Here is a 22,501-nt window from a genome sequence, read left to right as displayed (position 1 = left end):
TAAAAATGAAAAAAGGACACAGTTTACCCAAAAAGCCATGGGTAAAAGATGTCCTTTAAAGCAAATTTATGACGTCTGATACCTATAGTCCTGAATTTATGGCTCAGGGTAGATACTGTCGACCTTATTTCGACGATATATAGATAACTTGATTGTTAAGTATTCTAGCAGAAATTTATCGTATACGCAAATGGAGATAAATAAAAAACAAGTAGTCATGTGAACTACTTGTTTAAGGAGATATTATTTATCAGTATTCATCAAAAGGAATTTGGTAAAGCCACCTTTTTCAGCTTTCTTTGCTTCTACTTGCTTTAGTAAGTCTTCTTTACTAATATTTTTAAAATCTAAAAATGCTTCTAATACTGTGTAAACATCAGCTAATTCTTCAAGGAGATTTTGATCGTCAGGTGCAGCTTTAACTTCATTAGCTTCTTCGACGATTTTATTTTTCAAGGCATCTTCTCTTTCATCAGGTTTTAGTTGACGATAAGATGCATAGGTAGCGAATTCAGGTATTTTGTCTCTAACTAGCTTTTTCATTATCCTAATCCTATTTCACATTTAGAACTACGAAGTAAATGACGAAGACAAAGAATAAAATCCACATCATTGGCGTGATTTCTTTGAATCTCTTAGCAGCAAGCATTGATACTGGGTAAATAATTAAGCCCCAGCCAAGACCATCTGAAATCGAGTAGGTAAGAGGCATGCCAAGTGCGATTAAGAAACATGGAATTGCAATTTCAAGATCAGTCCAGTGAACGTGTGCTAAGTTTTCAGCCATTAATACCCCAACAATAATTAAAGCAGGAGCAGTTACTTGAGTAGTAAAGACACTTAAGATTGGGCTGAAGATAGTTGAAATTAAGAAGAAAATACCAACCCAGACAGCAGTTAAACCAGTTCTACCACCAACTGCGATACCGGCACTTGATTCAACAAAGGCACCAACTGGTGAAGTACCAAGAACAGAACCAACTAACATACCAGATGAGTCAGCTGCTAGAGCTTCACCAGCGCGTGGCATTTTATTGTCTTTCATGAGGCCTGCTTGTTGAACAAGTCCGATTAAAGTACCAGTAGTATCAAAGAAAGTAACCAGTAAGAAAGTAAAGACAACGATCCACATTTGGACAGTATTAATATCACTAATATGGAAAACAGCTTGACCAAAAATTGGTGAAAGACTTGGAACTCCTGAAATAAAGGCCTTAGGCATTGGAATTTGACCGATGGCGATGCCAAAGACAGCAGCCACGATCATTCCGATAAAGATGGCACCAGGGACTCTGGCGATCATTAAGAAAATAGTTACAACTAAACCAAAAATTGTGATCCAAACAAGTGGATTGTTCAAAGCACCAACAGTAACTAAAGTGGAATCACTCTTGCTAATTAATTTACCACCTTGAAGACCAATAAAGGCAATAAACAAACCAATACCAGCTGAAATGGCATATTTAATATCACTAGGAATAGCATCGATAATCATCTCACGTACTTTAAATACAGTTAGTAAGATGAAAAGAATCGAAGCAACAAAAACAGCAGCTAAAGCAGTTTGCCATTTAACGTGCATTCCTAAGCAGACGGTGTAAGTAAAGAATGCGTTAAGTCCTAAGGTTGGTGCAGAAGCAATAGGGTAATTGGCAACTAGTCCCATTACAATACACGTGAAAGCAGCAGATAAGGCTGTTGCAGTAAACAACGCTCCCTTGTTCATGCCACTTGCTCCTAAAACAGCTGGGTTAACAAACAGAATGTAAGACATACTCACAAACGTAGTTAGTCCAGCTAAAAACTCTGTTTTAAATGAAGTGTGGTTTTCATTTAAATGGAAAAATTTACCAATTGAATTCATGTAATCCTCCAGATGTGGTAATGTTCGTATTTTAAAGAAAAAGAAGCTTTAAAATGATTTACTTGTGTTCTTAGTCATCTAAAAGCGAATCTTCAACTAAAATTATATCTAAAATATTAACTATTTCAAGAATAATAGTCAAAATTATTCGATTAAACTAATCTAGAGGCAGACAATAGTACCTAAAATAGCATATTTTTGGCAGAATCCGAACATTATGGCCCGGGAAATATAATATTTTATAATTTAAATATTGACTTTGACCTTGCGTTAATTGATATCTTGAAGCTAGGAGGTGAAAGTAATGCAAGAAAAATATTCAATTGGTGAAGTAGCTGCGATGCTGGAAGTAAGTACGCGTACTCTAAGATTCTATGATGAAAAAGGGCTTGTTAAGCCGGCTTATACGGAAGAGAATGGCTATCGTTTTTATGAAAAAGAACAGATAAGGCAGATAGAATTAATTTTGTTTCTAAAAGATCTTGGCTTTTCGTTGAAACAAATAAAAACGCTCATTCAAGATGAGCGCGGAAGTAAATCGCTTGAGTTGCTTTTAAAGCAGCAGTATCAAGAAAACAAACAAAAAATCAACGAATTGACTGCAAAGCAAAAACAGATAGAACATTTACAAAAAATAGGTGTTTTATCTGCCGCATTAACCAATTTTTCTGACATTACAAGTATTATGAGAAAAGAAAAGAATTTGACAGCTTTGAGAAGCAGACTCTTGGTATGGGGTGGACTCCTAACGCTATTTGAGATAGCAGGAATTGGAACTGCACTTTATTTATATCAGATGAAGATGACGACAATATTAGTAATTGAAGTCGTAGCTTTAATTGCAATAGTTTTTGCAACAGCTTGGGGATTATCAAGGTATTACTATGAACAAGTTGAATATGTTTGCCCAAATTGCGGAGATGTCTTTATTCCATCATTTTTAACTTTTAATTTATCTCCGCACACACCTAAGTTTAGAAAATTAACTTGTCCAAAATGTGGAAAGAAATCATATTGCTTAGAAATTTGAAGAGACTAGGGTAAAATGTACAAATCTAAAAATGATATTTATTAATAAATACTATGATATAATCAAGTATGAAAAAAGGAGATCCGCGGATCTCCTTATACAGCCCGCTTTAAGAGCGGTGGCTTTTAATGTTAAGATGACGAAAACGACGCTCTATAACTCGCCAAAGTTATAGGTAGAGCGGCGTTTTTATTTTTTGTGGTGGTCTATATAGGTTAGCAGAGCTAGCACAAACATACTAATTAAATTGGTAAAGTTTGTGTTTAAAGTATGAATATTAAGACTTTTGCTGGCAGATATAATTAGAAATTAAAAAGCTCGTGCGAATGCACGGGCTTTTTTGTGGGATGGAATTATTCCTCTTTGTTAATTTTAATAAAAACTAAAGTCATCGCTGCGATACTAATGATAGCAACTAAAAGGTAAGTTGGATCTAATGGATTATGCTGAAGAGCATTCCAAACGATGTAAGTAACACTAAAAATTATGCTAAGTATATAGACTAGCTTAAAAATAGTCTTACCAGTAATGATCATTTTTATTCCTCCTGTCGTTACTATAATAATTGTCAAACAGTTGAGTGGGGAAAATAAAGGTTACTTTTATACTTATATTATACTCTGAACGACTTAATTATAGATGCTGTAAAGTATACTTTATAAAAATCGCACTTTTTGTTAAGTATACTTTACAGATAATAAAAGCAATAAAAAAATACCGATTATCAAGATGGATGATAATCGGTATTTTTGTTAGTGAATTTTAGCTTACTTAAAATTCAAAACCCACAAGAAGATGATGAATACGACAAACAGTACCCACATCATTGGGCTGACTTCTTTACCACGCTTTGCAGAAACCATACAAATTGGGTAAGTAATCATCCCTAATGCTAAACCATCAGAAATTGAGTAGGTAAGTGGCATACCAAGTAAAATCAAAAATGCAGGAACGGCAATTTCTAACTTGTTCCAGTGAATGTGAGCAGTGTTTTGTGCCATTAAAACTCCAACAATAATTAGGGCTGGAGCAGTTACTTGAGTAGTGAACACCCCAAGTAATGGACTAAAGATCATTGAAATCAGGAAGAAGATGGCAACAAAGACTGCAGTTAAACCTGAACGTCCACCAACTGCAATACCAGCACTTGATTCAACAAAGGCTCCAACAGGTGAAGTACCAAAGATAGAACCAAACATCATAGCAGTTGAATCTGCGGCTAATGCTTTACCAACACGTGGCATTTTGTTGTTCTTCATAAAGCCAGCTTGTTGAGCAAGACCAATTAAAGTACCAGCAGTATCAAAGAATGTAACAAGTAAGAAAGTTAAAACAACAACCCACATTTGCAGAGAATTAATGTCTTTAACGTGGAAAACTGCTTGACCAAAAGTAGGTGCAAGACTTGGTGCTAAAGAAATAAACTTGTGTGGTACGGCAATTTGACCAGTACAAATGCCAAAGATTGAGGCAGCAATCATTCCGATGAAAATCGCACCTGGAACGCCTAAAATCATTAAGATTACAGTAACGATTAAGCCAAAAATTGTAATCCAAACAAGCGGATTATGAAGAGATCCTAAACCAACTAAAGTAGATTTGTTAGCAACAATTAAACCACCATTTTGTAAACCTAGGAAGGCAATAAAAAGACCAATACCTGATGAAATGGCAAATTTAAGGTCTGAAGGGATAGAGTCAATGATCTTTTCTCTTAATTTAAATAAAGTAATTAAAATAAAGATAATTGATGCAACAAAAACACTGGCTAAGGCAGTTTCCCAAGATACCTTCATGCCAATACATACGGTATAGGCAAAGAAGGCGTTAATACCTAAGGCAGGTGCTTCACCAATCGGATAGTTAGCTACAATACCCATGATTGCTGTACCAAGAGCCGCAGCTAAAGCAGTTGCAGTAAATACAGCGCCAGTATTCATGCCGCTAGCACCAAGAACACTTGGGTTAACGAAGAGAATATAAGACATACTAATAAAGGTTGTTAGACCTGCAATAAATTCAGTTCTAACATTAGTTCCCAACTTTTCTAAATGAAAGTAGTTTTTGATAAAATTCATTTTGTCCTCCAGACATAATGTTCGCTTTTTAGCTTTAAATAAGCAACTTTTACAGTGTAGCATTCTGATAAATAAATGTAAACACGAATTTTAACTAAAGAAAGCGCTACAAAGAACATGGATAGTGAGCATATCGGACTTAGTGAATTATTTCATAATAGCTTTTATTTAATAAATTAATGAAATCGTCCTAAAATTAAGGTGTATAGAAACCTACTTAATGATTGGAGGAAATATCGATGACAACTTACTATAAGGGGTTCCCACAAAGTACTAGAGAAGAAAAACTACACATGGTTAACTTGGATGAACTGGAAAACGAAGCAAAATATGTAATACCAGAAGCTGCTTATTACTACATTGCTAGTGGTGCAGAAAATGAATGGACTTGGCGGAATAATACACAAGCTTTTAACCATTTTCAAATCGTGCCTCGTGCTTTAACTGGGATGCAGGATCCAGAATTGAATACTGAATTTTTAGGGATGAAGTTAAAGACACCAGTTATGATCTGTCCAATTGCCTGCCATGGTATTGCAAATGCCGAAGCCGAAATTGATACTGCTAAGGGTGCAAAAGCTGCCGGTGCTTTGTTTGGAATGAGTACCTATGCAAATAAGAGTGTTCAAGATGTGCAAAGCGCAGTAGGCGACTCCCCACGGTTTATGCAATTATATCTAAGCAAGAACTGGGACTTTAATAAAATGGTAATTGAAGAATCAGTTAAAGCCGGCTTTACCGGTTTCTTCTTAACTGTAGATGCGCTAGTTAGTGGCTATCGTGAAGCAAATTTACGGACTAACTTTACATATCCTGTTCCACTTGCTTTCTTTAATGAATGGACTGGTGGAAAAGGAGAGGGACAAAGCGTTGCTGAAATGTACGCTTCATCTGCTCAAAATATTGGGCCAGATGATATTCGTAAGATTAAGGACATTGCTGATGTGCCTGTAATTGTTAAGGGCGTTGAATGTGCTGAAGATGCGATGCTTGCAATTGGTGCTGGTGCAGATGGAATTGTAGTTTCTAATCACGGAGGCCGTGAAGTTGATGGGGCTCCTGCTACAATTGATGTTTTGCCTGAAATCGCGAAGGCTGTGAAGAGTTGCGATCGCCCCGTTCCAATTATCCTTGATGGCGGCGTTCGTCGTGGTTCACACGTCTTTAAGGCATTGGCATTAGGTGCTGACTTAGTTGGTATTGGTCGTCCATTCTTATACGGCTTAGCACTTGGTGGTGCTCAAGGTGTTCAGTCAGTTATTGAGCAATTGAATAAGGAATTGTTGATTGACATGCAATTGACTGGTTGTAAGACGATTGGCGATATTAAACATGCTAAAATTGATCATCTTGACTACACTGCTGATTGGGGAATTTCTTCAACGAGTAAGAGTGTTATGAAGCCGTATCCTGTCACTAAGGAAAATCAATTAACTGGTGAAGCTGCAGATGCAGTAAGTGGTGCTTCAAGACATTAGTTTAATGATGTGAGTATATGAAAAACTGCGATCCAACACGGACCGCAGTTTTTTGGTATAAAAAAAACGGCCTAACGACCGCCTAAGCACTATTCTGCGCATTAAATTATAAAGCAGATAGTAACACTGTTCCTATAAAGTATTCTAACATGTTTTTAGATTTGATAAAATATTTTTGCGTGTTAAATTTACGCCCCACTTTCTAATAAGGAGGTGTATTGGTGTGAGCAATATAACACTGTTCCTATTATGTGTTGCTTTACATGAACTTAATGAATTACTTCATTAGTAACAAACATAATTATTGTAAGCTTACTGACTTTTGTAGTGTTGGTAAGTTTTTTTATATTAAAAATATAATCTAAGCACCTAAAATATGGAAATAACTTAAGACGATACCTAATATCAATACAAAAATAATCATTTTAGTTGAAGTAACATTCTTTTTACCTAGTAACCAATAAACTAGACCAACAAGTAGAGCTGGAACCAAAGCTGGCATAATTTGATCTAATACTGTTTGAGCTTTTAAAACTACTTTTCCTGACTTGAATACTAATGGAACTTTAGCGGTTACGACGGTAGGAATTAAGGCTCCTACGACAGTAACTCCCAATAATACTGCTGCATCAGTTATAGCATTAAGCTTATCCTTTGCTGAACTAAGCAATTTTTCGCCTTCAGTATAGCCTAATGGGAGAAAAGCGAATCTTAGGAATAAAACAATGAAGTTCACGATAAGCCATAAGATAGCACCAATAGGATTACCTTTGAGTCCCATATAGGCACCAATAGAACCGAAGATAGTTGGCAAGATAACTCCAAAAATAGTATCACCTACACCGGCTAATGGTCCCATTAAACCGGTTTTAATACCAGCAATAGTATCTTTAGCTTTATGTCCTTCTTTTTGTTCCAAAGCTAAATCCATACCTACAATGAATCCACCAACATAAGCATTTGTATTGAAGAATTGATTTTGCATCTCCATCATTTCTACACGTTCATCATCTTTTTTATAAAAACGCTTTAGAAATGGTAGTACGGTATAAAAGTAACCAGTAGACATCATTCTTTCATAATTCCAACAAATTTGACTACTCCATAGCCACCGCCAATTTGCACGAAATAGATCTTTTTTGCTTAAACTATTAGTTTTCATATTCTCCTTTATCATTTTCGTATTCCTTTCCATTAGCATTATTTACTGTAGAGTTTGATTCATGGTCTTCTGAACTTTTGATTGTTTTTTGATAGTAGAAAATAGCCATTGCAAAGCCGAGTAGAGCGACACCAAGCATTGGAATTTTTAGATATGCCGCAGCAATAAAACCGACGATTAAAAAAGTAATGAATCTTTTAGTGGGTAAATATCTAAGTAAAATTGCAATACCAACGATTGGTAAGATACCTCCAGATACTTTCAATCCAGTTGTTAGCCATTGTGGGGTAACTGCTAAAACTTGACGAATGAATTTTTCACCAACGATTAGCATGATAAATACTGGTATGGCTCTTGAAAGTCCCCATGGGAAGACACCGTAGACAACGTTTCTAGCTGCCTGCTTTGTATCATTTAATTTAATAAAATGATCAACTCTATGTAATAAGAAAACATTTAAAAATCTTGCTAAAACGTCGAGTTGAACCATCAGAAGGCCAACAGGAACAGCGAGTCCAATAGCAAAATCTACCCCTTTACCTGTCATTACAGCATAAGCAGTACCAACAATAGCTCCAGTCATAAAGTCTGGCATACTAGCTCCGCCATAAGTACCAACACCTAAAACCATTAATTGTAATGTAGCACCAACAACTAAACCGGTTTTAACATCATTCATAATGATTCCTGCTACGAATCCAATTAGCAACGGATAATTACATAAGATTCCGACTGTGATTTGATCAATAATCATCCAGAAAGCTAAACATGTTAATAAAAGTATTTGCCACCAAGCCATAATTATTCTCCTCTACTTACATTTGAAATTAATTTCATAAAATCTTCCGGATCGTCAGCTGGTACCATTTGATGATATAAATGAGAACCGTGCTGATCTAAATAATTAAATTCTTTTATGTCGTCATTAGTAACAGCTACACTTTTAGCAATTTGCTTTGAATTACTTTTACTGGACATATTACCTACATTGATTTCCGGTAGTTTAACATTTAATTTTGAAAGTTCTACAAGTATATGTGGATTACGTACAATCAGAAATACATTTTGACCATTATATTTACCGGAATTAATTCTTTTTGCTGCGCCATCTATGGTCAAAATACTCAAATGTACTCCACCTGGCACGGCGGTTTTTAAGGCGGTTTTTTGAATGGAACTTTTGACAATATCATCTCCTACAACCATGATTCGATCCGCACCAATTTTGTTGGTCCACATTGTTGCAACTTGACCATGAATTAAGCGCTCATCAATACGTACATTTTTAATAGTGTGCGGTGTTAATTTTTGGTGTATATCCCAATCAGGGTCATCGTTTACTTTTTTCTTAATAGACTTTGCTTCGGTAAAAAAAGATATGTTTTGAGCTACTTGCTTTATTGAGTCGTCTAGTGAAGTGCCAGTAGCAATTGGCAAGAGTAAGCCTAAAGAGAGACCACTAATAATTTTAATGTCGGGATGTTGTTTCTTAAAAAGAAGAGCGGTATTAAAAGGAGTACCACCTTTGATGTCGCAAATTAATACAAGTTTATCTAGATTGTTGAATTTGCTTACTGTATTTTCTATGCTATGAAGTAAATCTTGCTGGTTCATAGTTTGTTTGAATTCAACTGCTTTGACATTTCTTAAAGTTCCAGTGATCATTTCACAACTTGTCAAAGTGGCTTTTGCATATGAACCATGACTGATTAGTAAATAATTCATAATTTCCTCCTCTTAAACTTAATGTATTAACCTTTTTCATGGATGATTATATATCCAAAATAAAGCGTTTACAATACTTGAAAATAAAGTTTTTTGTATTTAAAATGAATTTTGAAAAAGTAAGGTTAAGTGTAGGAGGTCTATGATATGTATAAGGCCAAGAGAATTGAAAACTATGAAAATATGGGTTTGGGATTATTTATTCACTGGGGATTATATTCTCTCTTAAGTCAAGGTGAATGGACTGAGTTTATTCACAATATTCCCAAAGATAAGTATGAATTATTAACTAAAAAATTCGTTGCAGATAAGTTTAACCCTAAGAAAATTGTTAAAGCTGCAAAACAAATGGGCTGTAATTACATTATTCTTACTACTAAGCATCATGAAGGTTTCTTTTTATATGATACAAGGGGATTATCAAATTTTGATGCTCCTCATAGTGCGGCGAAAAGAGATCTAATCAAGGAATTTGTTGATGCTTGTCACGATGAAGATATTAAACCGTTCTTTTACATGGCAACGTATGATTGGCATAATCCTGATTATGTACAAGATTTTGATAAATATCTTGAATATTTAAGAAAGTCAGTAGAAATCTTAAGTAAAAATTATGGTGAGTTTGGTGGATTCTGGTTTGATGGAAATTGGAATAAAAAAGATGCAAATTGGAAGCTGGATGAGCTTTATGGCACAATTCGCAAGTATCAACCTAATGCTATGATTATCAATAATACTGGGCTAAAAAATAGGGGAAAAGTTTCTAATGCCGAAATAGATGCTGTTACTTATGAGAGAGGACTTCCAAATACAGTAAATCATGGAAATCATAATGAAAAATATGTAGCTGGAGAAATATCTGTAACCCTAAATCAACATTGGGGAAATGCAGGAATGGATTTAGACTATAAATCACCTAAAGAGATTATAGAAACGATCGTCCATGGCAAAAAGATTGGCGCTAATACGGTTGTAAATATAGGACTTAAAGCTGATGGATCTATTAAGCCAATTGATAAAGATTATATGAGTTTAATTGGTAAATGGACTAGTCTGTATCATAAAGCTTTTTATAATGGAGTACATAATGCTTTACCTTCAGCTTCTAATTCAAAAGATTTTGCAATTAGAGTGGGTAAATACTATTATTTCTTTGTTCATGATTTAAAAATAAAGGGTAATAGTAATGTGGTTCTTGGTGGAGAAGGTATAAATCCAAAAACTTTTACTTCTATCAACCATCAAATAAATAAACTTGTTTGGATGGATAACGATGAAGCATTAAAATATATTCAGGATAACAAGAGTGGTATTCTTACTTTTGATGCAACAGGATACCGCTATGGAAGTGATTATGTTGTAAGAGTGGCGAAAGGGATTAGTGATGACACCTAAATATAAGCAAATCATCTCCGAATTAAAGAAAGAGATTAAGAATAAGAAATATACAGTAGGTGAAAGATTTTATAGTGAATCTGATATACGTTCTATGTTTCAGGTTAGCTCTACTACGGCAGTAAAAGTACTAAATAGTTTAGCGGATGAAAATTTAATTACTAGAATTCAAGGTAAAGGTACATTTATTGCCGCTGAGAAGCATAATGCAGATATTAAATTTACTGATTTAAATATGTCTAAAGGTAGATTAGAGGCTACCAAAGTCTTATCTGTTAAAGAAATTACAGATACTAAATCGTTGGAAAAATTAGGTCTACTAACTAATAGAAAATATATTGAAATAGTAAGATTAAGATATATTGGTTCACAGTTAAGCGAATTAACAATTGCAATTGTTGATTCAGCTTATATAAAAAATGGAAAAAATAAGGATATTCAAATATTTGCTGATTTGTATCATAAAATAGAAAGTGATTCGGGAATTGACCCATTTAAATTGGCATATGATCAAAAAGCAACTGCTATAATTAGTTCAGATCCTGAAATTCTTAATATATTTAATACTAAAAAATCTCTACCACTTATTAAACAGACAAGAACAACATATATTGATAACGATAAAGAAAAAATTTTAGAAAAGGTAAGAAGCTATAAGCTGCTAAAATTCTGGGGGTTTAAAATAGAAGTTCCCGCTACCAATTAAGATTTAGAAGAAAATAGAATTCAAAAAAACTGCGATCCAATACGGATCGCAGTTTTTGCTTTATTTAACTAAATTTGGTTTCCAATCTTCGTCAAGTTTGCCCATTTCTTTGAGCTTAGCAACAATTTGATCTAAGACTTCTTGACGATCTTCTTCACTAGCCATGAAGTCTAATTTATCACCATCAATAGTCATCTTTGGTGAGTAATCATACTTCTCATACCAAGGCTTGTAGTAGCGAAGCAGGCGTTTATAGTAATCTTCTAAGGTAGGATCATAACTTAATTGTTCGTAGTTACGACCACGTTTTTGAATACGTTTAAGCATTGTGTCGTATGAAACATCGATATGAACAAGGAGATCAGGATTTTTTTTAGGCATCCGATCTAATTCGCTCATCATATTGTGTAAGAGTTCATAATAAGTATCTACTTCTTCTTTAGTAGCACGGCCAATATCGGCATTCATTTGAAAGAAAAGTGCATCTTCGTAGATAGAACGGTCGAGTACGTTATTATCGTCAGTTAATGCTGACTTGATACTTTGGAAGCGAGTATTCAAGAAATAAACTTGCAACAAAAATGCGTACTTCTTAGGGTTTTCATAGAATAATGGCAAAACAGGATTGTCATCTACGCTTTCATAAAAGGGATTAGTGCCCAAATACTTAGATAGAATACCTGTTAGACTGGATTTTCCGGCTCCAATGGGCCCACTTAATACAATAACTGTCATCACGTTCCTTCTATTCGTTAGCTAGTTTAGATTACCTAGATCAGTAAGCTTTTGATCAATTGTGTTGATAACTTCTTTTCGTGCATCTTCGTCTGCAACAAAGTCATATTTATCGCCATCAATCATCATCTTAGGGGATGCATTATATTTTTCATACCAAGGCTCGTAATAAGACAAAAGTCGAGCATAGTAGTCTTTTAAGCCTGGATCAGTTGATAATTGTTCAAATGTACGACCGCGCTTTTGAATGCGGTGAAGCATGGTATCAAGAGATACATGAATATAAATTAACAAATCAGGTTTCTTACTTGGGTTGCCTGGGGCTTGTTCCATCATATTCTCAAGTAAACTATCGTAGATCTTGAATTCAGTAGGGTCTGCGATTCCACTATCGACATTCATTTTGAAAAATAAGGCATCTTCATAAATTGAACGATCAGACACACTGTTATGATCGCGAATAGCTTGGTTAATTTGAGCCAAACGATGGTTTAGAAGATAGGTATTTAAGAGAAAGGTGTAATGTGCCATGTCTTTATAATAAAGTGGCAAAATTGGATTATTATCTACACCTTCATAAAATGCTTGGGTGCCTAAATGCTCTGCAAGAAGACTGGTTAAACTGGATTTTCCGGCTCCAATAGGCCCGCTCAATACAATAACTGTCATCACGTTCTTTCTACAAGATATAGTTTGCTTTAATAGTGTAATTCAATATCTGGTATGAAAACAAGTGGTTTTTTAATTTGCTATAAAAGAAAAAAGTCAAGAGAACACATCAAAAAAATACAAAAAGAAAAGACGAACTAATCTAAAAAGATTAATTCGCCAAAGTAAACAGTCTTAAATGAGGATTATTTTCTGTATTTTGGATCAAGCTTTGCTGCAGCTACTTCATCACAAATAACTGTTACATCTGGGTGATCTTGCAAAATGGATGCAGGAACTTCTTCAGTAACTGGACCTTCAACTAATGCTTTAACTGCATCTTGCTTTGATTCGCCAAAGGCTAGTAAAACAATCTTCTTACTTTGCATAATTGACTTAATTCCCATACAAATAGCTTGGCGAGGAACTTCGTCTTCATTGTCAAAGAAGCGTGAATTTGCCTTAATAGTACTTTCAGTTAATTGAACCTTGTGAGTTAAGCTGCCAAATGGAGTACCTGGTTCGTTAAAGGCAATGTGTCCGTTTCTACCAATACCTAAAATTTGGATGTCAATTGGGTTAGCAGCAATAATGTCGTTATAACGGTCAACCTCTTCGTCAATATCTTTTGCCATTCCATTTGGAATATATGAATGCTTGAAAGGCTTCTTATCGAATAAGTGTTTTTGCATGAAGTAGTGGTAGCTTTGATCATTATCTGGTTTTAAGCCGTAGTATTCATCTAAGTTAATACTTGTCATGTCAGAGAAGTCTAAGTCGCTGTCGCACATATCGTCATACATTGGAATTGGGGAAGAGCCAGTTGCAAGGCCTAAAACTTTGTCGCCGTTTTCCATTCCCTTTTTAATAATTTCAAATGCCTTAGTGCCGCCTTCAATATTATCTTTAGTTACGATGATTTTCATAATTATGTGTACCTCCTCATTCATTGGTCTAGTCCATTATAAAATATAAAATTGGTCTAGTCAACTTAAACCGCTAACATTTTTAAATTTGTTTTTTTCTGCGGTAAAATTTAGGTGAGGTGAGAAGAGATGGAGAAGAGTTTTCAAGAAAATAACTTGTCAGGCTTAGGCATGGGAACTTGGGGAATTGGCGAAGACGCTTCTAAGAAAAAAGACGAAATAGCTGCACTTCGCTATGGTTTAGATAATGGAATTAAAGTAATTGATACTGCAGAAATGTATGGTGAAGGAAAAAGTGAAAAATTAATTGGCGAAGCAATTCAAGGTTATGATCGCAGTCAAATCTTTTTGATCTCAAAATTTTATCCGTATCATGCTTCTCCAGAATTAGAACGTCAGAGCTTAGAAAATAGCTTAAAACGACTAAAAACTGATTATTTAGACTTGTATTTGCTTCATTGGCGTGGCGATAAGCGTTTATCTGAAACAGTACGCGGACTAAAAGAATTACAAAATGAAGGCTTAATTCGCCACTGGGGTGTATCTAACTTTGATGTTGCTGACCTAGAAGAATTGTTTAGTGTCCCAGGCGGCAAGGATTGTTTTGCCAATGAAGATTTGTATAACCTTTCTGAACGCGGGGTAGAATATGATGTTTTACCTTGGCAAAAAAAGCATGGCGTTGGTTTTATTGGGTATTCTCCATTTAACTCAGGTAAGGGCGATTCGATTAGGATTACTAATAATCTTAAAATAGTAGCTCGTGCGCACAATGTAACTCCGCACCAAATTATGTTAGCTTGGACTTTAAGACATGGTAATGTTTTATCGATTCCTAAAGCGGGAACGGTTAAGCATATGAAGGCGAATATTGCTGCTCAAGATATCAAATTAACATCAGACGAAATAAAATTAATAGATAATGACTTCCCGCAGCCGACTGAAAAGACGCCGCTTGCGATGATATAGATAATAGTTATTTGAAAAATTAATTTACTAAAAAAGATTGATTAATTAACGTTCTAGTAACGCAGATTAATCAATCTTTTGTTGTTTTAAGAATTATTTTTTGACAATTTTATTTATATATCTTGACTAATTTTTCGAGATCTTTATCAGAGATTATCTTTAAATCTTTGACAAATTTTGTGGCTTGTTCTAGCGTACTGCCATTGTCTATTTGGTTTTCAAGAATGACTTTAGCAACGTCAATTTTACCTTCTGCTCTACCTTGTTTTATACCGCGTTGCATTCCTTGCTCATATCCTGCTTTTCCAGCAGCTTGTTCACGTTCTAACATCCTTGTTTCGTATAGCATAATCTTCTCCCTCGTTTCCGGATCTTCGTTAATTTCTTTGATTCTTCTTTGCGCGTAATCAAAATAATTGTAAAAAATGCTCAGGATATAAATTTCCTAAGCATTTTTTATTATTTATAAAGATCGATTATTTTTTCTAACTTTTTATCAGAAATCAATTTCAAATTTCTAACAAATTCTGTGGCTTGCTCCAAAGTTTTACCATTATTCAGTTGATTTTCGAGAATAGCTTTAGCAGAATCTACTTTTCCTTGTTCTACACCTTGTTTAACGCCATCTTTTTTCCCTTCTGCATATGCTACTTTCCCTGCTATTTTAGCAGCAGCCTGTTCACGTTCTAACATTCTTGTCTCGTAAAGCATAATCTTCTCCCTCGTTTCCGGATCTTCGTTAATTTCTTTAATTCTTCTTTGCGCGTAATCGAAATGTTTATTTAATTTAACTGGCTCATTATTCATCAGTTTAGCTAGAGCCTTTAAGTCTTCACTTTGTCCCTCAGCTGAAACTTGTGAATTAATGATAATCTTTGTCACGCCATCCTGCAATTGTTTTGACCTATCTTGATCAGAGTAAGTATGGTACGACTCATAAAATTTATCATCTTTCTTTGGTTTAAAATTACAGAGAAAAATAATAAAGGCGTCTTTCAAATTTCGATAAGTCTTGCCCTTATTTAAAGTATAGCGTAAATCAAGTCTTGAAAGATAGTAACGCATTCGTCTACCGATATCATCTTGATCCGTTGTTTGCATTTCGATGTTAAACACGCGTCCCTCATGATCAGTGACTAATACATCAAGTCGAACTTCTTTAGCCTTATTCTTGCGCTCAGAATTATTAATCTCAACTTGCTTATCTAACCAATCAATCTTCTTGATCTTTAGATCTGGAATAATAATTTCAAGCAAATACTTGCAGAATTCCTTATTTTCCATCACCATCCCAAACACTTTATCTTCCGTGAACCCAAACCAGGGCTCAATCTTTTTTATCATATGAGTAAATCCTCTCTAAAAGATATTCGAGGGGTTATCCCATATGTTTATTACGCAAACTAAATTTATTTTTCCTAGATAAAATTTGTTTTTATTTATACGCAGTATAAGCGAAGTAAGCAGCTTGAATGAGGGCTAAAACAGCAATGCCCAAACGAATGATCTTAACTGGAATATGGCGCATGATACGTGGTCCAAAGTAACTGTCGATCAAAGCAACAAGTGCGATGATATAAATGAATATTTAAATTAGTTTGGGATAGCATTCTTATTTAAGTTAAGAGTGCTATCTTTTTTTGAATTTTTTGAAAAAAATATTTATTTAGTACTTGTTATATCGAAAACAGATAACAACTTCACTAATAATAAGGAAAATATACTACAGTTCATAAGTTTATAATGAAGTTGGAGGAACTTGTATTATGCGTTACAAAATTGACTAAAGCCTTAGAGCAATAAGGAATAGAACGATTTTTTTAGTAAAGAATACCAGCTTTTGTAAGCGTTGACATGACAACTGCAACTTGTTATATTCAGGCTGTGGTTGTCATATGACAAAGGAAACAGGTGGAAAAAATGAATAGACAACCATTATGGCAATACGAACAAATTTCTGCAGAAATGATGCGAGAGATAAATACCGGTAAACTGAAGATTGGTCAAAAACTTCCTTCGGAAAAAGAACTTTGTGATTTATTTGATGTAAGTCGAATTACAGTTCGAAAAGCTCTCGCAGATCTAGAAGAAAGAAATTATATTGAAAAACATCAAGGGCAGGGAAGTTTTGTTAAGGATAGATTTGATCCAAGACAAGATATAGCTATTATTGATACACCAGGATTGCATTTACAACAACAAGGCCATTACGTTTACATAGAACTTCATGAATTTTCAATCTTAGCAGATGGTGAAGAACCAGCTGTAAGAGAAATGATGAATTTAGATGTAAGTGATTATCTCTATAAAATAGTTCAGATATATATATGTGATCGTAAACCAGTTATAGAGCGCACAACATTTATATCATTTGAAGAATTCCCTCTAATAAAAGCGAAAGATATAGAAGGAAAAGAATTAATCCCGTTTTTGTTTAGAAGATATGGATTATCACCGGCACTATTACGGCATTCGTTGAAAAATCAAGTCGATGTTATACCAACGAGATTAAAAGCTTTTATTCCTGCTGTACCTAAAAGCTCGATTATTAAGGCAACTACAACATATATTAATCAAAATAATGTAGTTACTTATATGAGTACTGCTGTAACGCCTGCTAATTCAAAAGTGTTTTTTGTAAAAGATAAGGAAGAAAATAAAATGAGTAATCCCCATATTTTATTAACAAGAATTGATAACAGATTAGTTCACGGTCAAGTTGGAGTAACATGGACAAAAACCTTAGGAGCAAATTTGATTTTAGTTGCTAACGACAATACTGTAAATGATCCTTTGCAACAAAAACTAATGAAGAGTACTGCTGATTCATCTGGTGTGCAGATTCGCTTCTTTACTCTTCAAAAGACTATTGACATTATACATAAAGCCGCAGATCGTCAAAAAATATTTATTGTAGTAAAGACACCTGAAGATGCTTTGAAATTGGTTGAAGGTGGTGTTCCTATTAAAGAAGTAAATGTAGGAAATATGCACTTTGCTCCTGGTAAAGAAGAAGTTACAAAAAAAGTATATGTAGATGAAAAAGATAAAAAAGCGTTAATGAGTATGGTAAATAAAGGCGTTGACGTCTATATACAAGACGTTCCCGGTGATCATAAAACTCAAATTAATTTTTAAAGACTTTATAGATTTTTAAAGAGTTTATAGGAGGTAAATAAAATGCCTATAACTTTAGCACAAGGACTTCTTTTAGGGATCTTTGCAATTATAGCTGGATTGGATTCGTGGCTGGAAGTATTTTATATATTTAGACCTATAATTTCTTGTACCATTGCAGGGATAATTTTAGGCGATGTAAGAATGGGCATTATTGCTGGCGGTTTAACAGAATTGGCGTTTGCCGGATTAACCCCAGCTGGAGGAACTCAACCACCTAACCCAGCCGTTTGTGGAATTATGACGGTTGTAATTGCGCACACTACAAACGTAGCACCTACAACTGCTATGTCGTTATCATTGCCCTTCGCAATGTTAATGCAATATATTTTACTTATGTATTACTCCGCATTTTCATTTTTTATGCCTATGTTAGATAAGGCTGCTGCTGAAACAAATTTAAAAAAATATAGAAATTTAAACTTTTTAATGATGGCTATAGTATGTATTACATTCTTTGTCGTTATATTCTTATCAGCTTATGCAGCTCAAGCTCCGATGCGGACATTAGTTCAATCAATGCCTAAATGGTTAATTCATGGTTTTGAATTAGCTGGAGCAGCATTACCTGCTGTAGGATTTGCTATGTTGCTAAAGGTTTTATTGAGAATGGAATATGTACCATTTCTTTTATTAGGGTTTGTAGTCGCATCCTTTATTAATTACAGCAATGTTTTACCAGCAGCTGTAATTGGAGTTGTATTTGCTATGATAGAATTCTTCCGTGATAAGAAGAATAAGAAATTGCAAGAGCAGATTAATGAATTAAAGAATAGTGCAGGAGGTGGAGATGATGAAGATGGAATCTAAAGAAAATAAAAATAATGAGTCAAAGTTAACTAAACATGATATAACGATGCTCGGAATTAGATCATCTCTTTTACAGGCTTCATTCTCATATGAAAGAATGCAGGCTGGTGGATGGACTTGGGCACAAATTCCAGTTTGGAAAAAAATTTTTGGTAATGATAAAAAAGCCTTATCTCAAACTATGGCCGATAATCTGGAGTTTATTAATACCTCCCCGCCATTAGTTTCAATTTTAATGGGATTATTGACTAGTCTAGAGGAAAAACATGTAAATCGTGAAACGATAAGAGGATTAAAGAATGGACTTTTTGGTCCTATGGCCGGAATAGGAGATGCTATTTATTGGTTTACTTTAATGCCAATTGTTGGTGGGATAGCAGCTTCATTTGCAACAAAAGGAAATATTTTAGGACCAATAATTTTCTTCTTAGTTTATTTAGGTATATTTTTATGTAGAATACCGTTTGCTCATCTTGGCTATGGATTAGGTACAAAAGCAATTGACGTTATTCAAGATAATTCTGAAATTATAGCCCGTGTAGCGACAATAATGGGGCTTACAGTTATTGGCGCTTTGATTAGTTCATATGTATCCTTATCTTTGAAAGTAAAGATTGGTACTGTTTCATTACAAAAGGATTTTTTAGATAAAGTATTTCCAAATATTCTTCCTCTTGCATTTACTTTCTTTTTATATTGGTTACTTAAGAAGAAACAAGTTTCACCAATAGTTCTAATCGTAATTGTATTTGTATTATGTATTGTATGTTCATTCTTTGGCATTATGTAAGAGGCTTTTCATGAAAAATATTCAAACTATCATTACTGGGCATGGTAAATATGCTACTGGAATAAGAAGTGCAATTGAATTGTTAGCTGGACCGCAGGATTCTTTTAAGTATATAGATTTTTCTGAGGGTATGAGTGAAGAAGATTTAACTAAGGAGTTTAATAAGAATATTAATACTAAGTTGACATTAATTTTTTGTGATTTGGTTGGAGGGACTCCATACAAAGTAGCAGCAAAATTAGCATTTGAAAATAAAAATATAAAAGTAGTAGCAGGCTGTAATCTGGCTTCCCTTCTTGAAAATATATTTAATCAGTATAATTCTCTAGATAACTATGCTAATGAACTAGTAAAAATTTCTAAAATGGGAACACAAATTTTAGAACTAGATGATATTTCATCAGAGAATGAGATAAGTAAAGATGGAATATAAGCAGTTTATATTTACACTGATATGAAAATAAGGACATTACCGTTTGAAGGTAGTGCCCTTATTTTTTATATCAAGTAAGTACTTTAAACTATCATTTTTTATTTATACGCAGTATAAGCGAAGTAAGCAGCTTGAATGAGAGCTAAAACAGCAATGCCCAAACGGATGATCTTAACTGGAATATGGCGCATGATACGTGGTCCAAAGTAGCTACCGATCAACGCTCCGATTGCCAAAGGAATAGCAGCGCTCCAGTAAATTTTTTCGGTAAACATATAGATAATTAGCGCAACTAAATTGGAGAGTGCGCCAATAATATTTTTCATAGCATTAACAGTTAAAAAGGCATCATCACTAATTGCGTTCAAGATAACTAACATTAAAACGCCGCTCGCAGCGCCGAAGTACCCAGCATAAGCTCCAGCAATCAATAAGCATAAAAGTGATAGAGCTTGAACTAAGCGATTAGGATGATCACTTTCATTTCCAAGATGAATTTCTCCACTGAATAAAATCATTAAGCCGGAAAAAGCGATACAGAAGGGAACGATCTTCTCAAATATTTTCCCGGGAAATTGAATTAAAAGCATACAGCCTAAAGCTGATCCGATAATTGTAAAAATTGAATAGAAACTAACTTGTTTCCAGTGACCCTTTAGTTCTTTAAGCGAAGATGCAGTTGATCCAACGCCAGTCCAGATTAAGGCTGCATCATTAGTAGTATTTGCATAAACTGGGGGAATACCAACTGAAAGGAGGACTGGATAAGTGGCAAGGGATGCCATACTTGCAATTGTTGAGAGAAGGCCACCTAAAATCCCACCAAAAATCAGATAAATGAATAAGAAAAAAGGACTCATAATTTCACCTCACATTGTAAATTGATATATTGCAATGGTAGGTATTATAAGCCCCTTCTGTTTAGCTAGCAAGCTACTTATTTAAAACTTCTGCGACATTTCCATTTTTTGTCTCTAACAAACTTTTTGCTTGATTGAGACTGCAGTTAGTTTTAAGCATTACGATTGCTAAGCCAACATCATTATTAGCCTCTTTAAGAGTATCTTTAGCTTTCTGGGTAGATGCACCAGTAGTAGTGTGAATAATGCGACAGGCACGATCAATTAGCTTAGAATTAGTAGGTTTAACATCAATCATGACGTTTTCGTAGACTTTTCCTTGTTTTATCATGACACCAGTAGAAATCATGTTCAAAATCATCTTTTGAGCAGTTCCGGCTTTCATCCTAGTTGAACCGGTAATCGCTTCAGGTCCAACAACAGCTTCGATAGCTATATCGGCGTGATGGCCTATCTTAGAATCTTTAACACAGGCAATGGAAATAGTTAGAGCACCTGTCGCTTTAGCATAGTCAAGACCGCCAATTACATATGGAGTGCGGCCACTGGCGGCAAGCCCTAAAACGATATCGTTTTTATTTAGTTTAAGATCTTTTAAATCTTTCTTTGCTAGATCTTGTGAATCTTCAGCACCTTCGACAGCAACATACATCGCACCTTTACCGCCGGCAATTAATCCGATTGCGCGTTCTGGTTTAATACCGTAGGTAGGAACTAATTCAGCAGCATCTAAAACGCCAAGACGGCCGCTTGTTCCAGCACCGATATAGATTAAACGTCCACCTTTGCTATAGCGCTTAGCTGCTTCATCTATTGCCCGGGCAATTTTATCATCTTGAGTTCCCACTGCTACAGCGACTTTTTGGTCTTCTTGATTAATAGTTTTGACCATGTCGATAGTTGACATGGAATCAATGTGCATAGTCGCGGGGTTTCGTTGCTCCGTAGTTAAGTTTTTAATTTCCATTGTAAATACTTCTTTCTAGTGTGTAAGTATTTTTCCGATCTTTTGCATCATACTTAAAATATTCTCATAATCTTTTTGACTTTGATAATTGGTTAATACGCAGCAGTCAATCACATCAGTGTTTGCTCTAAATCGTGCTATATCATGCTGTTCATGCAATAGTTCGCCAGTTTTATTAAAGACTTCATACTTAGGATTGTTATAAGCTACTAATTTATTTCTTACTTCTTGGTGCTTTAAGGCATCGAGAACCACATGGTTAACTTCGTTATTACCTGCAAGTAGTTTTTCAAAAACGTCCATCATAGAATTTGATGTACAAGTATTTTCTTTATCACTTTTTTTCATTAAAAATCGACCTAAAGAAATATTTTGAAAATTTCGCTGTAAATAATCATTAATTGTATTGATGTTGTAATAATTCAATAAAGCGTTAGTAGCTGTATTATCAGAAACAGATAACATTAGGTCTAATAAATCGCTAATCTTCCATGACTTAATGCTTAGTCTATTTATAATGCCGGCTCCTCCAACAATATCATTACTAGATAGGGTAAGAGTATTGGCGATTGTGCCAGGCTTTTTTTCCTGAATATAAAGAGCAATCCCTAATTTTATTAATGAGGCTGACTTAAAAATCACATTAGCGTTTGAATTTTCAAAGATCGTATGATTATTTTTACGAATAGTAATTGCTGTTTTCCAAGGATTATTTTCTATTTGTTCTTGAATTTGGGTCAGTTGCATT

The 22,501-nt window shown here is 34.5% G+C and carries 24 protein-coding genes, 1 pseudogene and 1 riboswitch; of the genes and pseudogenes, 9 read left to right on the top strand and 16 right to left on the bottom strand.

Annotated features, from left to right (window positions below):
- Positions 1–65 precede the first annotated feature (65 nt).
- Positions 66–163: riboswitch (purine riboswitch) on the bottom strand.
- 80 nt (positions 164–243) lie between these two features.
- Positions 244–543, bottom strand: coding sequence for a nucleoside triphosphate pyrophosphohydrolase (locus AB5359_RS08745; RefSeq protein ID WP_048685896.1), 300 nt, complete (start codon positions 541–543; stop codon positions 244–246).
- A gap of 10 nt (positions 544–553) precedes the next feature.
- Positions 554–1,864: an NCS2 family permease gene (locus AB5359_RS08740; RefSeq protein ID WP_003650572.1), complete on the bottom strand. Its 1,311-nt coding sequence runs from the start codon at positions 1,862–1,864 to the stop codon at positions 554–556.
- Positions 1,865–2,168: 304 nt separating this feature from the next.
- On the opposite strand from AB5359_RS08740, the gene AB5359_RS08735 reads away from it, so the two are divergent.
- Complete coding sequence (locus tag AB5359_RS08735) at positions 2,169–2,894, top strand: MerR family transcriptional regulator (RefSeq protein ID WP_048685898.1); 726 nt, start codon at positions 2,169–2,171, stop codon at positions 2,892–2,894.
- Positions 2,895–3,247: 353 nt separating this feature from the next.
- On the opposite strand, the gene AB5359_RS08730 is transcribed toward AB5359_RS08735, so the two are convergent.
- Positions 3,248–3,430: a hypothetical protein gene (locus tag AB5359_RS08730; RefSeq protein WP_020807464.1), complete on the bottom strand. Its 183-nt coding sequence runs from the start codon at positions 3,428–3,430 to the stop codon at positions 3,248–3,250.
- A 231-nt stretch (positions 3,431–3,661) separates the two neighbouring features.
- Entirely contained in the window at positions 3,662–4,972 is a 1,311-nt protein-coding gene (locus AB5359_RS08725; RefSeq protein ID WP_003650577.1) for an NCS2 family permease, read from the bottom strand.
- Between the two features lie 239 nt (positions 4,973–5,211).
- On the opposite strand from AB5359_RS08725, the gene AB5359_RS08720 reads away from it, so the two are divergent.
- Positions 5,212–6,450, top strand: a complete 1,239-nt coding sequence (locus tag AB5359_RS08720) for an alpha-hydroxy-acid oxidizing protein (RefSeq protein ID WP_048685901.1) — start codon at positions 5,212–5,214, stop codon at positions 6,448–6,450.
- Between the two features lie 361 nt (positions 6,451–6,811).
- Here AB5359_RS08720 and AB5359_RS08715 read toward each other — a convergent pair whose 3' ends face one another.
- Genes AB5359_RS08715 through AB5359_RS08705 form a run of 3 tightly spaced genes read right to left on the bottom strand, consistent with a single transcriptional unit; the run spans position 6,812 to position 9,337 of the window.
- The gene (locus AB5359_RS08715) at positions 6,812–7,612 is read right to left on the bottom strand and encodes a PTS system mannose/fructose/sorbose family transporter subunit IID (protein WP_048685926.1); all 801 of its coding nucleotides are present in this window, start codon (positions 7,610–7,612) and stop codon (positions 6,812–6,814) included.
- A complete protein-coding gene (locus tag AB5359_RS08710; protein WP_048685903.1) occupies positions 7,602–8,417 on the bottom strand; it encodes a PTS sugar transporter subunit IIC in 816 nt (271 codons plus the stop codon). The genes AB5359_RS08715 and AB5359_RS08710 overlap by 11 nt, the downstream gene beginning before the upstream one ends.
- A complete protein-coding gene (locus AB5359_RS08705) occupies positions 8,414–9,337 on the bottom strand; it encodes a PTS mannose/fructose/sorbose transporter subunit IIAB (protein WP_077410065.1) in 924 nt (307 codons plus the stop codon). The genes AB5359_RS08710 and AB5359_RS08705 overlap by 4 nt, the downstream gene beginning before the upstream one ends.
- Before the next feature lie 147 nt (positions 9,338–9,484).
- Here AB5359_RS08705 and AB5359_RS08700 point away from each other — a divergent pair, with 147 nt between their 5' ends.
- The gene (locus AB5359_RS08700; RefSeq protein WP_048685905.1) at positions 9,485–10,732 is read left to right on the top strand and encodes an alpha-L-fucosidase; all 1,248 of its coding nucleotides are present in this window, start codon (positions 9,485–9,487) and stop codon (positions 10,730–10,732) included.
- Positions 10,722–11,438: a GntR family transcriptional regulator gene (locus tag AB5359_RS08695; protein ID WP_048685909.1), complete on the top strand. Its 717-nt coding sequence runs from the start codon at positions 10,722–10,724 to the stop codon at positions 11,436–11,438. Before AB5359_RS08700 ends, AB5359_RS08695 begins: the two co-directional genes overlap by 11 nt.
- A 60-nt stretch (positions 11,439–11,498) precedes the next feature.
- On the opposite strand, the gene AB5359_RS08690 is transcribed toward AB5359_RS08695, so the two are convergent.
- The 3 genes from AB5359_RS08690 to nagB all read right to left on the bottom strand — a co-directional run bounded on the left by AB5359_RS08690 (position 11,499) and on the right by nagB (position 13,747).
- The gene (locus tag AB5359_RS08690) at positions 11,499–12,173 is read right to left on the bottom strand and encodes a deoxynucleoside kinase (protein ID WP_048685910.1); all 675 of its coding nucleotides are present in this window, start codon (positions 12,171–12,173) and stop codon (positions 11,499–11,501) included.
- Positions 12,174–12,194: 21 nt separating this feature from the next.
- The gene (locus tag AB5359_RS08685; RefSeq protein WP_020807477.1) at positions 12,195–12,845 is read right to left on the bottom strand and encodes a deoxynucleoside kinase; all 651 of its coding nucleotides are present in this window, start codon (positions 12,843–12,845) and stop codon (positions 12,195–12,197) included.
- A gap of 182 nt (positions 12,846–13,027) precedes the next feature.
- The gene (gene nagB, locus AB5359_RS08680; protein WP_003648167.1) at positions 13,028–13,747 is read right to left on the bottom strand and encodes a glucosamine-6-phosphate deaminase; all 720 of its coding nucleotides are present in this window, start codon (positions 13,745–13,747) and stop codon (positions 13,028–13,030) included.
- Between the two features lie 129 nt (positions 13,748–13,876).
- Here nagB and AB5359_RS08675 point away from each other — a divergent pair, with 129 nt between their 5' ends.
- Entirely contained in the window at positions 13,877–14,716 is an 840-nt protein-coding gene (locus tag AB5359_RS08675) for an aldo/keto reductase (protein ID WP_048685912.1), read from the top strand.
- A gap of 109 nt (positions 14,717–14,825) precedes the next feature.
- Here AB5359_RS08675 and AB5359_RS08670 read toward each other — a convergent pair whose 3' ends face one another.
- The 3 genes and pseudogenes from AB5359_RS08670 to AB5359_RS08660 form a co-directional block, all read right to left on the bottom strand.
- Complete coding sequence (locus AB5359_RS08670) at positions 14,826–15,047, bottom strand: hypothetical protein (protein WP_232001019.1); 222 nt, start codon at positions 15,045–15,047, stop codon at positions 14,826–14,828.
- Between the two features lie 128 nt (positions 15,048–15,175).
- Positions 15,176–16,060, bottom strand: a complete 885-nt coding sequence (locus AB5359_RS08665) for an Rpn family recombination-promoting nuclease/putative transposase (RefSeq protein WP_368279797.1) — start codon at positions 16,058–16,060, stop codon at positions 15,176–15,178.
- 91 nt (positions 16,061–16,151) lie between these two features.
- Positions 16,152–16,289: pseudogene (locus AB5359_RS08660) on the bottom strand (sulfite exporter TauE/SafE family protein); the annotation flags it as partial.
- Between the two features lie 347 nt (positions 16,290–16,636).
- Here AB5359_RS08660 and agaB point away from each other — a divergent pair.
- The 4 genes from agaB to AB5359_RS08640 are packed head-to-tail and all read left to right on the top strand — an operon-like array spanning position 16,637 to position 19,926.
- Entirely contained in the window at positions 16,637–17,854 is a 1,218-nt protein-coding gene (agaB, locus tag AB5359_RS08655; protein ID WP_003649777.1) for a PTS galactosamine transporter subunit IIB, read from the top strand.
- Positions 17,855–17,896: 42 nt separating this feature from the next.
- Complete coding sequence (gene agaC / locus AB5359_RS08650; RefSeq protein WP_003649778.1) at positions 17,897–18,703, top strand: PTS galactosamine transporter subunit IIC; 807 nt, start codon at positions 17,897–17,899, stop codon at positions 18,701–18,703.
- Positions 18,687–19,493: a PTS galactosamine transporter subunit IID gene (gene agaD, locus AB5359_RS08645; RefSeq protein WP_003649779.1), complete on the top strand. Its 807-nt coding sequence runs from the start codon at positions 18,687–18,689 to the stop codon at positions 19,491–19,493. The genes agaC and agaD overlap by 17 nt, the downstream gene beginning before the upstream one ends.
- 10 nt (positions 19,494–19,503) lie before the next feature.
- Positions 19,504–19,926: a PTS sugar transporter gene (locus AB5359_RS08640; protein WP_048685359.1), complete on the top strand. Its 423-nt coding sequence runs from the start codon at positions 19,504–19,506 to the stop codon at positions 19,924–19,926.
- A gap of 98 nt (positions 19,927–20,024) precedes the next feature.
- On the opposite strand, the gene AB5359_RS08635 is transcribed toward AB5359_RS08640, so the two are convergent.
- The 3 genes from AB5359_RS08635 to AB5359_RS08625 form a co-directional block, all read right to left on the bottom strand.
- Positions 20,025–20,786, bottom strand: coding sequence for a sulfite exporter TauE/SafE family protein (locus tag AB5359_RS08635; RefSeq protein ID WP_003649781.1), 762 nt, complete (start codon positions 20,784–20,786; stop codon positions 20,025–20,027).
- A gap of 73 nt (positions 20,787–20,859) precedes the next feature.
- Positions 20,860–21,753 (bottom strand): N-acetylmuramic acid 6-phosphate etherase, encoded by an 894-nt coding sequence (gene murQ / locus AB5359_RS08630; RefSeq protein ID WP_048685361.1) that lies wholly within the window; start codon positions 21,751–21,753, stop codon positions 20,860–20,862.
- A 15-nt stretch (positions 21,754–21,768) separates the two neighbouring features.
- Complete coding sequence (locus tag AB5359_RS08625; protein ID WP_048685362.1) at positions 21,769–22,500, bottom strand: serine hydrolase; 732 nt, start codon at positions 22,498–22,500, stop codon at positions 21,769–21,771.
- Between the last annotated feature and the right edge of the window lies 1 nt (position 22,501).

It is taken from the genome of Lactobacillus sp. RTP31084st1_F9_RTP31084_210423, from assembly GCF_040919545.1.
Classification (GTDB): domain Bacteria; phylum Bacillota; class Bacilli; order Lactobacillales; family Lactobacillaceae; genus Lactobacillus; species Lactobacillus paragasseri.
This window is presented reverse-complemented; position numbering and strand designations above follow the sequence as displayed.